Source organism: Streptomyces sp. NPDC051987 (assembly GCF_040680735.1).
In the GTDB taxonomy this organism is placed as follows: domain Bacteria; phylum Actinomycetota; class Actinomycetes; order Streptomycetales; family Streptomycetaceae; genus Streptomyces.
In genome coordinates, this window is record NZ_JBFAXI010000089.1 from 1 (window position 1) to 13,833 (window position 13,833).

Consider the following 13,833-nt stretch of genomic DNA (forward strand, 5'->3'; position numbering starts at 1 on the left):
GTCGTCATCGAGGCGGTCGGCCGCCCGGAGACCTACCGGCAGGCCTTCTACGCCCGCGACCTGGCCGGCACCGTCGTGCTGGTCGGTGTGCCCACACCCGAGATGAAGCTCGAACTGCCGCTCCTCGACGTCTTCGGCCGCGGTGGCGCTCTCAAGTCGTCCTGGTACGGCGACTGCCTGCCCTCCCGCGACTTCCCCATGCTCATCGACCTGCACCTGCAGGGACGGCTGCCCCTGGACGCCTTCGTCACCGAGACCATCCAACTCGACGAGGTCGAGAAGGCCTTCGAGCGGATGCACCAGGGCGACGTGCTGCGTTCGGTGGTGGTGCTGTGATGACCACGCGCATCGAACGCCTCGTCACCTCAGGTCAGTTCACCCTCGACGGCGGCACCTGGGACGTCGAGAACAACGTGTGGATCGTCGGCGACGAGCGCGAGGTGATCGTCATCGACGCCGCCCACGACGCCCGAGCCATCGCCGAGGCGGTCGACGACCGCGTCCTGAAGGCGATCGTCTGCACCCACGCCCACAACGACCACATCGACGCCGCGCCCGCCCTCGCGGACCTCACCGGCGCCAAGATCTGGCTCCACCCCGACGACCTGCCGCTGTGGAAGCTCACCCACGCCGACCGCGACCCCGACAACCACCTGTCCGACGGGCTGGTCATCGAGGCCGCCGGCGCCGACCTGACCGTGCTGCACACACCCGGCCACGCGCCCGGTGCCGTCTGCCTGTACGACCCCGCCCTGGGCGTCGTCTTCACCGGCGACACCCTCTTCCAGGGCGGCCCCGGCGCGACCGGACGGTCCTACTCGCACTTCCCGACGATCATCGACTCCATCCGGGACAAACTGCTCACCCTGCCCCCCGAGACGAAGGTCCTGACCGGGCACGGCGACCCGACCACCATCGGCGCCGAGGCGCCGCACCTGGCGGAGTGGATCGCCCGCGGACACTGACTCCTCCCTTCCGCTGCAGCCCGCCGCCGGGCTGCAGCGGAAGGCAAGGCGCTCCCCTCAGCCCTCGGACACCGTCCGGGTCGACCAGAGCGCCGGATGCCCCGGGGGCAGTGCGAGATCCGCGCGCACCGCGGTGTAGTAGCGCTCCCGGCAGGCCCGCTGCCGGGCCAGCAGGTCCTGCCAGGCGTCCGGGTCGACCGTCCCGGCGCGCATGAACCGCTCCATGGCCATCACCGTGGTCACCCACTGCCGTGCCTGCTCCACCACCTCCCGGCTGCCCAGCATGATCAGCGCCTCCCCGGCCGGATCGCGCCCGTCGGTGGCCGCCGCCAGCTGCGGCTCGGCCTCGGCCGGCGAGAGCGGGTGCGGATGCGGGTCGTTGCCCAGATGGGCGGCGACGCGGTAGGTGAGGTTCACCGACTTCTTCAGCGCCCGCGCGTAGTCGCTGTACACCGCCAGCCGCCGCTCCTCCCAGCGCGCCTGCTGCTCCCGCCGGAACCGTGCCCGGTCCCCGCGCACCACCGCGAGATACGAACCGAGAGCGCCGATCACGACGCCTATGAGAGCCGGGAGTTGCTGCAAGAACGAGGCCATGTGCGCACGGTATCCGTCCTGTTGACCGCCGGGTCGTACGGCCGCCGGGATGACCCCGGAACGCGCCTCATCCGGCGGCCGGCCGGTCGCCGGATGAGGGAGGCGGCCGTCACACCGCCGGTGCCGGAACTCAGGTAGCGTGGCCCGGCCGAGGCGGACATACCGGGCGGACCGGAGGAGTTCGGGAAGCCGGGCCGGGTCGCCGGCGGGTGCGGGCCGCATGGGCCGCACACCAGGTCGGCCACGCTGCTGTGGCGCGGGCCACTTCCGGGTAGGTGGAACGATGCCGTCCGGAGCGGCCGCGGCGGGTAAGTTAACCGTTTCGTCACGGCTCGCCCCGGGCTACAACCAATGCCGCGCACCGGGCGGTCCAGTACGACGAGACCACAGGACAGGAAAAGGAGACAGACGTCATATGGGGGACATACGCAGACGAAGTGCCGTAGTGCTCGGTGTCACGGGCCTTGTGGCACCGCTCACGCTCGCCCTGACCTCCGCTCCGGCGCAGGCGGCGAGCTGCACCACCCAGGCCGGGCCGTACCAGAAGCAGGTGGAGAAGTTCCTCGGGCGGCCCGTCGACGGCAAGCAGTCCGCCGCCGACTGCAAGGCCATCCAGGCCTTCCAGAACAAGCACGGCATCACGCCCGCCGTCGGCTACGCGGGTTCCGTCACCTGGGGCGTGATGGACCTGATGAACAAGCAGAAGGCCGTCGGGAACAAGCCCAACAAGGACGGCAAGTGCCCGACGAACAAGGGGCGCATCGCCTGCGTCAACCTCACCCTCCAGCTGAGCTGGATCCAGGACGGCGGCAAGCTGGTCTACGGCCCGGTCCCGGTCCGCACCGGCCGTGACGGGTTCGAGACCCGGACCGGTCTGAAGAAGATCTACTGGCGTGACATCGACCACGTGTCGTCCGTCTACAACGTGCCGATGCCCTACAGTCAGTTCTTCGACGGCGGTCAGGCCTTCCACTCGGTGGGTCTCAGCATGTGGAACCCGCCGGGCTCGCACGGCTGTGTGAACATGACCACGAAGGACGCCAAGTCGTACTGGTCGCTGCTGAAGACCGGCGACGACGTCTACGTCTACGGCCGCAAGCCGGGCACCTGACGGTACCCGGCCCGCCGCCGGCCCCGGCCGGCGGCCGCGGCTCAGTTCTCGGGGGCGTCCCCGAAGTCCGGGATCTCCAGCCTGGCCCCGCCCTGCCGCGCGGACTCGTGCGCGATGATGCCCGGCAGGGTGTAGCGGGCCGCCACCCAGGCGTTGACCGAGGGCAGACTGCGCCTGTTGACGGCGGTCACGAAGTCGTCCACCAGGAAGTGGTGGCTGCCCTCGTGCCCGTTGTGCAGCGTGTCGAACTCCCGCGGCAGCCGGGCCCGGTCGTGCACCGGCGCCGACCCGGAGGTGAAGGCCGCCCGCAGCTCGGGTGCGATGTGCTGGAGCGAGGGGTCGTCGGGGGACATGGTGGGCTTGGGTTCGAGCAGCTCGCTGATGTCCTTCACGCCGTTCTTGTCCTGCCACAGCGCCACCGTCGCCAGCTGCTCCATGCTCGCCTCGGTGCCGAAGAACCGGAAGCGGGACTCCCGGATGTGGGACGGGTAACCCACCCGCCGGAACTCGTTGGTGCGGAACGAGCCGCCACCCGCCACCTCGAACAGCGCGGTCGCGTTGGAGATGTCGTTGCCGAACTGGCTGACGTCCTTGTCGAAGACGCCGTCGCCCCGGTCGTCCACCACGCCGATCGCGGACACGCTCACCGCGTGGGTCTGCCAGGCGCCGAGCACGCCGCCCACCGCGTGCGTCGGGTAGAGCAGCGGCGGATAGCTGGCGGTCGACTTCCAGTTCTCCCCGCCGCTGTAGCGGTAGGCGTCGTAGAAGCCCAGGTCCATGTCGTGGACGTAGTCGCCCTCGGCGTAGAAGAGCCGCCCGAAGGCGCCCTCGGCGATCTGGTTGCGGGCGTGCACGGTCGCCGGGTTGTACTGGCTGGTCTCGCCCATCATGTACGTCAGCCCGGTCGCCTTGACCGTGTCGATGATGGCGGCGATCTCCTCGGTCGTGATCGCCATGGGGACCGCGGAGTACACGTGCTTGCCGGCGTTCAGGCCCTGGAGGACGAGCGGGCCGTGCGTCCAGCGCTGGGTGAAGATCGCGACCGCGTCGACGTCCGACTCCAGCATGGCCTCGTACGACGGGAAGGTGCCCGCCAGGCCCTGGGCGGTGGCGAGCTTCTCCGCCCGCTCGGGCAGCAGGTCGGTGACGTACACGTCGCCGACGCCGGGATGGGCCTGGAAGAGCGTGGCGAACTGGCCGGAGAACTGTCCGGCGCCGACGATGCCGAGAGAGAAAGTCATGGAGGTTACTTTCGGTGCGGAAGAATCTCACCGTCAAGAGGCGGAGGGAAGTCGGAAAGGCGCAGGGAGGGCGCTTATGCGGCGCACCCGGCGCACAGTAGGGTGGCTTGGTTGCTTCAGTGCCGGAAGAAAAGGGATACCGTGACCGACTGGCTGCCCCTGAGCCCCGCGGAGCGCTCCGTCGCGATCGAGGTGCTCGTCAACGGCCCGCTGTCGCGCACCGAGCTGGCCCGCCGGCTGAACCTCTCCCAGGGCAGCCTCACCCGCCTCACCAAACCGCTCATCGAGTCCGGGCTGCTCGTCGAGGCTCCCTGGACCGGCGGGCCGGGCGAGGCGCGCCAGGGCCGCCCCTCGCAGCCGCTCGACGTGGTCGCCGAGTCCCGGTCCTTCCTCGGCTTCAAGATCACCGACGAGATGGTCTACGGCGTCGTCACCAGCCTCCGGAGCGACATCGTCGCCCGCCTCGACCGGCCCCTCGCCGACCACGAGCCCGACCACGTCGCCGGCCTGCTGGCCGACATGACCGCCGAGCTCGCCCGCCGCCACCCGGCCGTCGCGGGCATCGGCATCGGCGTCGGCGGGTTCGTGCGCGCGCACGCCGTGGTCGGCGAGTCGCCCTACCTGCGCTGGCGTGACGTCCCGCTGGCCCGGCTGGTCCGGGAGCGCACCGGGCTGCCGGTCGTCGTGGAGAACGACGTGGCGGCCCTGGTGGAGGCCGAGACCTGGTTCGGAGCCGGCCGCGGACTCGACCGCTTCGTCGTCCTGACCATCGGCGCGGGCATCGGCTACGGGCTGGTGCTCGGCGGCAGACGGGTCCCGTACGCCGAGGAGGACCGCGGGTTCGGGCTGCACTGGATCATCGACCCGCAGGGCCCGCTCACCCCGCAGGGCGAGCGCGGCAGCGCCGTGTCGCTGCTCACCATCCCCAGCATCCGCTACCAGGTCCGGGCCGCCACCGGCGGGGACGCCTCCTACGAGGAGATCCTCGCCGCAGCCGCCGCGGGCGAACCGATGGCCGCGCGGGTGATCGGTGAGGCCGGCCGGGCGCTGGGCACACTGCTCGCGCACATCGCCAACTTCGCCATGCCGCAGAAGATCCTGCTGGCCGGGGAAGGGGTCGGCCTGATGGAGGTGGCCGGAGACACGGTGCGGGAGACCGTGCGCACCCACCGGCATCCGCTCGCCGCACCCCTCGGCCTGGAGACCAAGGTCTCGGACTTCCACGACTGGGCACGGGGCGCCGCCGTCCTCGCCATCCAGGTGCTGGTGCTCGGCCGGGCCGGCGGCTGAACTGCCGTTTCCGCTCGCCGGGTGGCTCGGCGGCCCGGCGAACTCCGGCCCGGTGCTTGACACATTGACGTGATGAGTAACACGGTCCGATATGTCCGTATCGGTCGTACTTACTCACGGCGCCTTCACGTCGACCGGCATATGCTTCACACCATGTCCACCACTGTTGAAGCCGTCACCGAGCGATCGGCCGACGAGGTCAACGAGGAGATCCGGGCTCTGTGGCTCCGGTCGGGCGGGACACTGAGCACCGAGCAGCGCGAGGAGTACCAGCGGCTCGTCCTCGAATGGGCGGCGGCCACCCCGTAGCAGCCGGACCAGGCGGCCCCGCCGCCCGTCCCGGGCACCCGCACCGCCGGGTGCCCTTCTCGTTCTCGTACGTCCTCGTCGACCTCGCGAGGCAGCCCGTCAGCCCCACGTCGCCGAGTAGTAGCGCTGGTACGCCTTGCGGTCCTGTTCCGCACGGAAGTAGCGGGTCCCCACCAGCGCGATCAGACTGCCCCCGATCACCAGCAGACCCGGGCCCACGTTGCGGGTGTCCGTGAGCCGGGCGACCAGACCGGTGTCGTCCCCGGCGACCGGCGCCGTCGAACCCGGTGAGGCCGCGCTCGGCGCGATGGCGCTGTGGTTGGCCGACGCGGACGGCGCCGTCGCGGCGCCCTGGGTCCCCGACGCGGCCTGCTTCGTCACGATCAGCTGGACGTTGAGCGCCGCCATCGCCCGCGTCACGGGCTGGAAGAACGTCACCCCGCCCGTGGTGCAGTCACCGCTGCCGCCCGAGGTGACTCCGAGCGCGATGCCGTTGGAGAACAACGGGCCCCCGCTGTCGCCCGGTTCGGCACACACATTGGTCTGGATGAGCCCGGTGACCGTGCCCTCGGGGTAGTTGACGGTCGCATTGAGCGCGGTCACCGTGCCGTCGTGCAGACCGCTGGTGGAGCCGCTGCGGAACACCTTCTCACCGACCGTCGGATCGGCCGCCCCGGTGATCCGCACGCCCTGGCCGTTGCCGATCGCGACCACGTCCGGGTTGTCACCGGCCTTCCCGGACGCGTACTGGATCAGCGAGAAGTCGTTCCCCGGGAACTGCGTGTCGAGCGTGGTGCCCAGCTGCTGGTCGCCCTGGTTGCCGTCGAACCAGATGGTGTTGGCGGGGCCGCAGTGACCGGCGGTGAGAATGAAGTCGGTCTGCCCGTTGGTGACGTTGAACCCCGCCGAACAGCGGCCGCCCGTCGACAGGATCGGCTGAGCCCCGTTCAGCCGGGGGGTGAACTTCCCCTCGGAGCGGTGCATCTGCACGAAGCCGCCGATGCCGGCCGCGACCCGGCTCAGGTGGGACCAGTCGGAGGCGGAGACCGTGCTGTCGGCCTCCACCACCACGCGGTTGGTCTTGTAGTCCACCGCCCACGCGGTCCCGGCCACCCGCGGCGCCGCCTTCAGCGTGGCCGTGGCCGCCTTCAGCTCGTTCATGCTGTGCGACACCATCTTGGGCACGGCGCCCGCCTGTTTCACCGTCGCCGCCGCCTGCGCGTCGGTGACCGCCACCACCGGCTTCCCGTCGGCGCCGATCCAGCTGCCCGCCGTGCGGGCCGTGCCGAGCTTCGCCACCAGCGCCGCGCCGGTGTCACCGGCCACGGTCGCGGTGCCGGTGCTGAACGGGACGGCGGACGTGCCGGGAGTCTCGCTCGCCATGGCCGTGGTGACCATCGCGCCTCCCAGAAGGAGTCCGCCGACCGCCGCCAGCTGTGTCCCCCGCCGGACGACCCGTCGTCGTGCGTGCCTCATCCATGGCTCCCGAACCCCGAACGCGCGGTGCCTGCACCGCGGGGCCCTCCGGTCGTCGAGCGCCCTGCTCTTCATACGTGGGCGGCCTCCGGGACGTTCACCACCATGGTGATCTTTACGAACCCGTGGCGGTGCGGCACGGCCGTACGCCTCGTTCCCGGCGCTGCCGCGGCCGCCTATCTTGACCCCATGACCAGCATCCCGCAGGAGAATCCGGGCGAACCGAACCCGCTGCGCGCCCTCACCCTGGACCGGCTGCGCTGTCGTACCAGCATGAAATGGCGTACCTACCCCGAGGACGTGCTCCCGGTGTGGGTGGCCGAGATGGACGTGCCGCTCGCCGCACCGGTCGTCCGCGCGGTCACGCAGGCCGTGGAACTCGGCGACACCGGCTACCCGGCGGGCACCGCCTACGCCGAGGCTTTGGCCGCGTTCGCCGCGAAACGCTGGGGCTGGGACGGGCTCGACCCGGCCCGCACCGCGATCGTCCCCGACGTGATGCTCGGCATCGTCGAGATGCTGAAGCTGGTCACCGGGCCCGGCGACCCGGTGGTCGTCAACTCGCCGGTGTACCCGCCGTTCTACCAGTTCCTGGAGCACATGGACCGGCGGGTGGTCCAGGCCCCGCTCGGCGCCGACGGGCGGATCGATCTCGCTGTCCTGGAGAGGGCGTTCGGCGGGCTGGGCGGCCGACGGGCCGGGTACCTGCTGTGCAGCCCCCACAACCCGACCGGCACCGTCCACACCGCGGACGAACTCGCCGCCCTCACCGCTCTGGCCGAGCGGTACGGCGTCCGGGTCGTCGCCGACGAGATCCACGCCCCGCTCACCGCCCAGGGCGTCGCCTTCGTGCCCTACCTGAGCGTGCCCGGCGCCGGACACGGGCTGGCCCTGATGTCGGCGTCCAAGGCCTGGAACCTCGCCGGCCTCAAGGCCGCGCTCGCCGTCGCCGGACCCGGCGCCGCCGCCGACCTCGCCCGGCTGCCCGAGGAGGTGAGCCACGGCCCCAGCCATGTCGGCGTCATCGCCCACACGGCCGCCCTGACCGACGGCACCGCCTGGCTGGACGCGCTGCTCGCGGGCCTCGACGAGAACCGGCGTCTGCTCGCCGCCCTGCTCGACCGCCACCTGCCCGGCATCCGGTACCGGCCCGCCGAGGCCACCTACCTCGCCTGGCTCGACTGCCGCGCCCTCGGCCTCGGCGACGACCCCGCCGAGGTCTTCCTCAACCGCGGCCGGGTCGCCGTGAACTCCGGCCTCCCCTTCGGCACCGGCGGCGCCGGGCACGTCCGGCTCAACCTCGCCACCTCGCCCGAGGTGCTCACGGAGGCGGTACGGCGGATGGCGGCGGCGCTCGCCTGAGCGGTGACCTCCAGCCGTGACCGCCGGGCCGGCACCGCCTTGCCGACAACGGCCCGCCGGCTCGGCCGCCGCCACCGCACTCCCGCGCGAACCCCGCTGCCGATCCGGCCCAGCGCCCGCGCGAACCCCGCTACCGATCCGGCCCAGCGCCCGCGCGAACCCCGCTACCGATCCGATCCGACCCCGTTCCCGATCCGGCCCCGCCTCCGAAACGCCTAGACTCCCCGCATGGACGACACCACCGGGACGGCCCTGGACCGGCTCGGCGCCGGCAAGTACCTGCTGGTCACCAGCTACCGCAAGGACGGCACGCCCGTTCCCACCCCCGTGTGGGTGGTGCGGGACGGGGACGCGCTCGGCGTCTGGACGGTCGCCGACAGCTGGAAGGTCAAGCGCATCCGGCGCCGCGCCGACATCGCGGTCGCCCCGTGCGACCTGCGCGGCCGCCCGACCGGCGACCCCGTCCCGGCCACCGCCGAGATCGCCGACGCGGCCACCACCGCCCGCTACCGCTCCCTCATCGCCCGCAAGTACGGCCTCACCGGCCGCCTCACCCTCCTCGGCAGCAGGCTGCGCCGCGGCGCCGACGGCACCGTCGGCATCCGGGTGACCCTGGCCCGGTGAACAGGCCGCGCCCCCGGGAGACCGCGGCCTCCCAGGGGCGCGCCGGGTCCTACGAGCCGTCGAGCACCGTTCCGGTGAGCGTCAGGCCGCCGGGCAGCGGCCCGCCGTCGTCGCCCGCCTGCTGGAAGGTCACCGACTCGGCCGGCTCCACGACCTGGTCCCGCACGGTGGGCACGGTGACGTCGAGACCGGTCTGCCCGGCCGGCACGTCCAGCCACAGGGAGAGGCCGTCCACCCGGGACAGCGGCCGCTCCGGGTCCGGGTCCGCACCGGAGACACCGGCGAGCCAGCCCGGGTCGACGTCCTTGGTGGACAGCTCCGTGCCGCCGCTGCCGACCGGCACCGGCACGAACAGCGCGCCGATGTCCGTGTCCGCGGCCGCCGACAGCGTGATCCGCCACCTCAGGGCCGCGCCCTCGGTCACCCGGTCCGCGAGCGGAGTCACCACGACGGCGGGTGCCGGGTCGTCGTTGCGCACGGTCAGCCCGCCCAGGTAGGAGCCGACGACTGCTCCGTGGACGGCCTTGACCAGTACGTCGTACGACACGTCGGTGTCGAAGCGCGTGTTGCCCGCCACCCTGACCGGGACGTCGACCGCGGGGCCGCCGGGCCGCACGGTGACCAGGCGGTCCCGCGCGTCGCCGGTCGCCGGGTCGACGAGATAGACCCGGACCTGACCGCTGCCCCGCCCGGACACCCGCACGGGCACGTGGTAGGTGCGCACCCCCGAGTCGCCCTCGTCGACCGTGAGCCGGCCGACGTCGACGCGCGGCAGTTCGGCCGCGCGGACCGCCGGGGTGCCCGGCCGCCAGCCCCAGGCGTCCATCAGCCAGGCCTGTCCGGACCCCGAACGCGGCGTCAGAACGAGGGACCTGACGGAGCGCGGATCGAGCCCGGCCCGCCGGGCGGCGGTCAGCGGTACGCGCAGCTCGCGCGCCCAGTAGGAGGCGGTGCGGTCGCTGCCGGGCAGCCCGTCGAGGCGGACCCGGCCCAGCGTCGCCGTGCGGCCGTGGCTGTCGCTGACGGACACGTCCAGCGCGGTGCCCCGGGAGCCCGGCGGCACGAAGACGCGCAGCGCGAGTGCCTCGGCGCCGAGGAGCGAGACCGGCCGCGCCATCCGCAGGCGGGCCGGGGACCCGGCGGACGTCCAGCGCAGCGCGACCGCCCGCCGGCTGGTCTCCCGGCCCGTCTCCCACTGCGCGAAGTGCGGCGAGACGCCGATGGCGCCCTGTCCCAGACAGGCCACCGCCGGATCGGGGTCGACCGCCGCGCACAGCCGGCCACCGGTCACCGTCATCCCGCCGTCCGGCAGGAATCCGGCGCCGCGGTCGGCGCCGACCGCGTGAGCGAGCACCCGCGCCGGATCGGCCGACGGCGCCCGCCGCCCCGAACCGTCCAGCAGCGGGCGCACCCGGTCGTCACCGGCCACGAACAGCCGTGCCGCCGCCGCGATGTAGGCCGAGCCCGCCCGGTGCTGCTGGTCGGCCGTCAGCCGGGTCGCGGCCCCGGGGGAGCACACCGGGTCCGGGTGGTCCGGGTCGTCGGAGAAGTCGTCCTCAGCCGGGGCCTGCGCCTGCCCCGGCGTCCACTCGGTGTTGAAGAAGTTGTGGTCGGCGCCGATCACGTACACCGCGCTGTGCAGGGCCCGGCCCGTGCTGACGGCGCGGGTGCCGTCGACGTACACCTCGCCCTGGAGGTCGGAGACATCGTCGTCGCAGCCCGGCAGGACGGTGAGCGACGGCACGTCCGGTACCGGGTTCTGGCCGAAGACGGTGGGGCCGATCAGGACGGTTCCGCTGATGTGCCAGCGCACCCTGCCGTGATAGCCGTCCTGGCCGGCCGGCGGCGGGTACAGGCTGTCCAGGGCCGCCCGGTTGACGCCCTCGCCGCCCCGGGAGTGGCCGATCAGCAGCACGTGGGACAGGTCGGCGCGGGGTGCCTCGCGCACGGCCCGGGGCGCGTGACGCGGGTCGCGGGCCCAGTCGGCCCAGTGGGCGAGATGCAGCCGGATCAGCGAGGAGCGGGCCTGCGCGCCGCCGTCCTCGGCCTGCCAGTCCTGGCCGTTGATCCCGTTCGCCGAGATCGACACCGTCACATAGCCCTGGGAGGCCAGCAGACGCTGGTCGCGCAGGTAACCCCGGTGGCTCGGCACCGGAAGCGTTCCGGCCGGGCACGGCCAGGCACCGGAGGCGTCGTCGGGGCCGCCGTGCGGGGCGTAACAGGTGGCGTGGCGGCCGTGCAGGAACAGGGCGAGCGGGCGGGCCCCGGAGATCCCGGTGGGCGCGACCACCACGGCCTGCATCTCCACCGGGACGGAGAACCCGGGCAGGCGCACCGAGTCCAGCCGGTACGAGCCGGTCGTCGTGCGGTACGGGCCGGGTCTGCCCGGGTCCACCGGGTTGGCGGGCAGCGGGGCCGGAGGCCGGGTTGCCGCCGAGGCGGTGGAGGCGGTCTCGCGGGTGTCCAGCCGGCGGCCGCCGGACCAGACCTGAAGGTTCGTCAGCGCTCCCGGCCGCGCCCCGTCCAGGGCGAGCCGGAAGGTGCGCCCGTCCAGCTCCGGTCTCGGCACCCCCAACAGCCGTCCGCCCGCCCGGAACTCGACCCGCGCGTCCCCCATGGGCAGGTGCCTGCCGGACCGCCACACCAGCTGGGGCGCCGCACGCCCCCGGTCGATGTGCCAGCCCGGCGGCAGCTTGCCGTCGGACGCCGACGCGGTTGCCGCCGGGGCCGGTCGGGCGTGGGCGGTGGTGCCGGACACTCCTCCCGCGAGCGCGAGCACCGCCGTCGCGGTGACCCATATGCGCCGGGTACGGACCAATGTCCCCTCCTCCTCGGACGGCGAGCACGGGCCGCACCCGGCCGTTCCGGGGAGCCCCTCGCCCTCCGGAGGACGGGGAGTTGAGTCTGTGGGTTGCCTGTGAGGCCGGAGCGAGAGGTGAAGTGCCCGGGAAACGCGGGCCGCGTGTCACTCGACGCCGGGCGGTACGAGGGTCGCGTGGTGGTAGTACATCCGCCAGCCACTCGCCTCGTCGCGCCGGCGCCACAGCGAGCTGTGCCGGGAACGGCGGTCGCCGAGGCGGGCCTCGAAGGTCACCTGCACCAGCCCCGGAGCGAGGAGGACACCGGTCATGCCGCTGGGTTCGTAGCGCGGGCCGTCCTGGGAGGCGCCCGCCCGGTCCTGCAGTCCGGCCAGCGTCTGTTCGTACGTGTACCGGCGGCCGGACGCGCCCACCTCCGTGAACTCCGGGTCCAGCAGCTCCGCCGCCGCCTCCCGGTCGGCGCGCACCTCGGGGTCCAGAAGCCGCAGCTCGCCCGCGATGGCAGCCGCCACCTGGGCCGATTCGTCACTCATGGGGCCATCCTCGCCCAGGACACCGGTCGCCGTGCAACCGGATTCCGGTCCGTCAGCTCCAGGCGCGGTACGGCTCGTCGAGCAGCTGGAAGACCGGCTCGCCCCGCACCGGGTCCTTGGCGGTGGAGAGCCGGACCCGGTCGCCGCTGTGGATGCCGATCGGCGGACCCATGACCCGGCCGCGCACCACGAACCCCTCCGCCATCTCCACCAGCGAGACGTTGCGCGCGGCGGGGGTGTTGCGGTGCACCACCGTCGAGTGGCGCACCGTGCCGGTGCCCTCGCTGCGCTCCGTGCGCAACTCGCTGCCCTGGCAGACCGGGCACAGCAGCCGGTGGTACATCGCGGTGCCGCACCAGGTGCAGCGCTGGTAGACGATGGCGTCCCTGGCGCGCTCCGCGGGTGCCTGGTCCAGAACGCCCGTCGCGAATCCGGCCGCCGGCTGTGCGGCGCTCGTCGAGTGGTGGTACACGCTGGTCAACTCCCTGCGCTCGCCCGGAATCCCGCGTGTCCGGACCCGGCCGGGCACGCCTGTGCCCGGTTCGCGGTGCCACCGTGCACGCCGACAGAGTATGGCACTCAGTGTCAGTCGTAAAGGTACTGCGTACCCCTCCAGAAGGATCCGTCCGGACGGCACACGGCACACGGGCCGGGCACGGGCCGGACGCCGCTCGGGCCCGGCTCGGCCACGGCTCCCCGGTCCTCGCCGTCAGGCGCGGCCGAACGCGGTCTCGATCTCCTGCACCACCCGCCACAGCGGTGCGTCGCGCCGCGCGACCAGGACGACCACGTCGTCCGGATGCGCCACCGGCCCGCCGAACAGCGCGGCCGACGTCCCGCCCGGAGCCGGCGCGGCGGGCTCGGTGCCGAACGCGGCCTGCACGTACCCGAGGGCGTGGTCGACCGTCTCGTCCGGGTCGCCGCGCCCGTCGGAGCGGAGCCAGGAGCGGAGCGCGTTGTTGTGCGCCGCCACCACGGCCGCCGCGATCACGTCCGCCCGCAGCGTCCCGTCCGGGCGGCCGGCGTACCGGTCGCGCAGGTAGTCGGCGAGCGCGCGCTCGTAGCGCCACACCACCGACAGCTCGTATCCGCGCAGCCCCGGTACCTGCTTGGTGAGCCGGTAGCGCTGCACGGAGAACGTGGGGTTCTCGGCGTACATCCGCAGCACCAGCCGTGCCGCGTCGCACACCCGTCGTACCGGCTCGCACTCCGGTTCGCTCGCCGCCAGGAAGGCGGTCATGTCGGCCAGGCACCCCTCGTGGTCGGGGAAGACCACGTCCTCCTTGGACGGGAAGTACCGGAAGAACGAGCGCCGCCCGACCCCGGCGAGGGCCACGATGTCGTCGACGGTCGTCTGCTCGTAACCGCGCTCCAGGAAGAGCCGGAAGGCCGCCGTGACCAGGGCGTCACGCATGGGCGGCTTGGCGGTGGGTGCCACGCTGCTGGAGCTCATGGACGCGAACGTAGCATTCCGTCCGCCCTCGTGGCACTCGGTGCCCTGGATCAGGG

Annotated in this window: 14 protein-coding genes; 7 read left to right on the forward strand and 7 right to left on the reverse strand. The window is 73.0% G+C overall.

Annotated elements, in window-relative coordinates; all coding sequences use genetic code 11:
- Together AB0M11_RS32995 and AB0M11_RS33000 are read left to right on the forward strand one after the other, a co-directional pair.
- Window positions 1-336: zinc-binding dehydrogenase (locus AB0M11_RS32995; RefSeq protein WP_365711794.1), on the forward strand; the 336-nt coding region annotated here is incomplete at its 5' end.
- Window positions 336-965, forward strand: coding sequence for an MBL fold metallo-hydrolase (locus tag AB0M11_RS33000; RefSeq protein WP_365711795.1), 630 nt, complete (start codon window positions 336-338; stop codon window positions 963-965). The genes AB0M11_RS32995 and AB0M11_RS33000, both read left to right, overlap by 1 nt.
- Window positions 966-1,022: 57 nt before the next feature.
- On the opposite strand, the gene AB0M11_RS33005 is transcribed toward AB0M11_RS33000, so the two are convergent.
- Window positions 1,023-1,559 (reverse strand): hypothetical protein, encoded by a 537-nt coding sequence (locus AB0M11_RS33005; protein WP_365711796.1) that lies wholly within the window; start codon window positions 1,557-1,559, stop codon window positions 1,023-1,025.
- 415 nt (window positions 1,560-1,974) lie between these two features.
- Here AB0M11_RS33005 and AB0M11_RS33010 point away from each other — a divergent pair, with 415 nt between their 5' ends.
- On the forward strand, window positions 1,975-2,670 hold the full coding sequence (locus AB0M11_RS33010) for a L,D-transpeptidase (RefSeq protein ID WP_365711797.1): 696 nt from the start codon (window positions 1,975-1,977) through the stop codon (window positions 2,668-2,670).
- 41 nt (window positions 2,671-2,711) lie between these two features.
- On the opposite strand, the gene AB0M11_RS33015 is transcribed toward AB0M11_RS33010, so the two are convergent.
- Window positions 2,712-3,911 (reverse strand): Gfo/Idh/MocA family oxidoreductase, encoded by a 1,200-nt coding sequence (locus tag AB0M11_RS33015; RefSeq protein ID WP_365711798.1) that lies wholly within the window; start codon window positions 3,909-3,911, stop codon window positions 2,712-2,714.
- Between the two features lie 141 nt (window positions 3,912-4,052).
- Here AB0M11_RS33015 and AB0M11_RS33020 point away from each other — a divergent pair, with 141 nt between their 5' ends.
- Together AB0M11_RS33020 and AB0M11_RS33025 are read left to right on the forward strand one after the other, a co-directional pair.
- Entirely contained in the window at window positions 4,053-5,201 is a 1,149-nt protein-coding gene (locus AB0M11_RS33020; RefSeq protein WP_365711799.1) for an ROK family transcriptional regulator, read from the forward strand.
- A 153-nt stretch (window positions 5,202-5,354) separates the two neighbouring features.
- Entirely contained in the window at window positions 5,355-5,510 is a 156-nt protein-coding gene (locus tag AB0M11_RS33025) for a hypothetical protein (protein ID WP_167450010.1), read from the forward strand.
- Window positions 5,511-5,609: 99 nt separating this feature from the next.
- Here AB0M11_RS33025 and AB0M11_RS33030 read toward each other — a convergent pair whose 3' ends face one another.
- Window positions 5,610-6,986, reverse strand: coding sequence for a S1 family peptidase (locus tag AB0M11_RS33030; protein ID WP_365711800.1), 1,377 nt, complete (start codon window positions 6,984-6,986; stop codon window positions 5,610-5,612).
- Between the two features lie 189 nt (window positions 6,987-7,175).
- On the opposite strand from AB0M11_RS33030, the gene AB0M11_RS33035 reads away from it, so the two are divergent.
- Both AB0M11_RS33035 and AB0M11_RS33040 read left to right on the forward strand, forming a co-directional pair.
- Window positions 7,176-8,348 (forward strand): MalY/PatB family protein, encoded by a 1,173-nt coding sequence (locus AB0M11_RS33035; protein WP_365711801.1) that lies wholly within the window; start codon window positions 7,176-7,178, stop codon window positions 8,346-8,348.
- Between the two features lie 228 nt (window positions 8,349-8,576).
- Window positions 8,577-8,972 (forward strand): PPOX class F420-dependent oxidoreductase, encoded by a 396-nt coding sequence (locus tag AB0M11_RS33040; RefSeq protein WP_365711802.1) that lies wholly within the window; start codon window positions 8,577-8,579, stop codon window positions 8,970-8,972.
- A 49-nt stretch (window positions 8,973-9,021) separates the two neighbouring features.
- On the opposite strand, the gene AB0M11_RS33045 is transcribed toward AB0M11_RS33040, so the two are convergent.
- From AB0M11_RS33045 to AB0M11_RS33060, 4 genes are all read right to left on the reverse strand, one after another.
- Window positions 9,022-11,790, reverse strand: coding sequence for a hypothetical protein (locus tag AB0M11_RS33045; RefSeq protein WP_365711803.1), 2,769 nt, complete (start codon window positions 11,788-11,790; stop codon window positions 9,022-9,024).
- Window positions 11,791-11,937: 147 nt separating this feature from the next.
- Window positions 11,938-12,324, reverse strand: coding sequence for a nuclear transport factor 2 family protein (locus tag AB0M11_RS33050; RefSeq protein ID WP_365711804.1), 387 nt, complete (start codon window positions 12,322-12,324; stop codon window positions 11,938-11,940).
- A gap of 52 nt (window positions 12,325-12,376) precedes the next feature.
- On the reverse strand, window positions 12,377-12,796 hold the full coding sequence (locus AB0M11_RS33055) for a zinc ribbon domain-containing protein (protein ID WP_365711805.1): 420 nt from the start codon (window positions 12,794-12,796) through the stop codon (window positions 12,377-12,379).
- A 237-nt stretch (window positions 12,797-13,033) separates the two neighbouring features.
- Window positions 13,034-13,777 (reverse strand): TetR family transcriptional regulator, encoded by a 744-nt coding sequence (locus AB0M11_RS33060; RefSeq protein WP_365711806.1) that lies wholly within the window; start codon window positions 13,775-13,777, stop codon window positions 13,034-13,036.
- Between the last annotated feature and the right edge of the window lie 56 nt (window positions 13,778-13,833).

Coding starts and splice junctions, on each gene's coding strand:
- AB0M11_RS33000 (WP_365711795.1), top strand. CDS start 336: ATGACCACGCGCATCGAACGCCTCGTCACCTCAGGTCAGTTCACCCTC.
- AB0M11_RS33005 (WP_365711796.1), bottom strand. CDS start 1,559: ATGGCCTCGTTCTTGCAGCAACTCCCGGCTCTCATAGGCGTCGTGATC.
- AB0M11_RS33010 (WP_365711797.1), top strand. CDS start 1,975: ATGGGGGACATACGCAGACGAAGTGCCGTAGTGCTCGGTGTCACGGGC.
- AB0M11_RS33015 (WP_365711798.1), bottom strand. CDS start 3,911: ATGACTTTCTCTCTCGGCATCGTCGGCGCCGGACAGTTCTCCGGCCAG.
- AB0M11_RS33025 (WP_167450010.1), top strand. CDS start 5,355: ATGTCCACCACTGTTGAAGCCGTCACCGAGCGATCGGCCGACGAGGTC.
- AB0M11_RS33030 (WP_365711800.1), bottom strand. CDS start 6,986: ATGAGGCACGCACGACGACGGGTCGTCCGGCGGGGGACACAGCTGGCG.
- AB0M11_RS33035 (WP_365711801.1), top strand. CDS start 7,176: ATGACCAGCATCCCGCAGGAGAATCCGGGCGAACCGAACCCGCTGCGC.
- AB0M11_RS33040 (WP_365711802.1), top strand. CDS start 8,577: ATGGACGACACCACCGGGACGGCCCTGGACCGGCTCGGCGCCGGCAAG.
- AB0M11_RS33050 (WP_365711804.1), bottom strand. CDS start 12,324: ATGAGTGACGAATCGGCCCAGGTGGCGGCTGCCATCGCGGGCGAGCTG.
- AB0M11_RS33060 (WP_365711806.1), bottom strand. CDS start 13,777: ATGAGCTCCAGCAGCGTGGCACCCACCGCCAAGCCGCCCATGCGTGAC.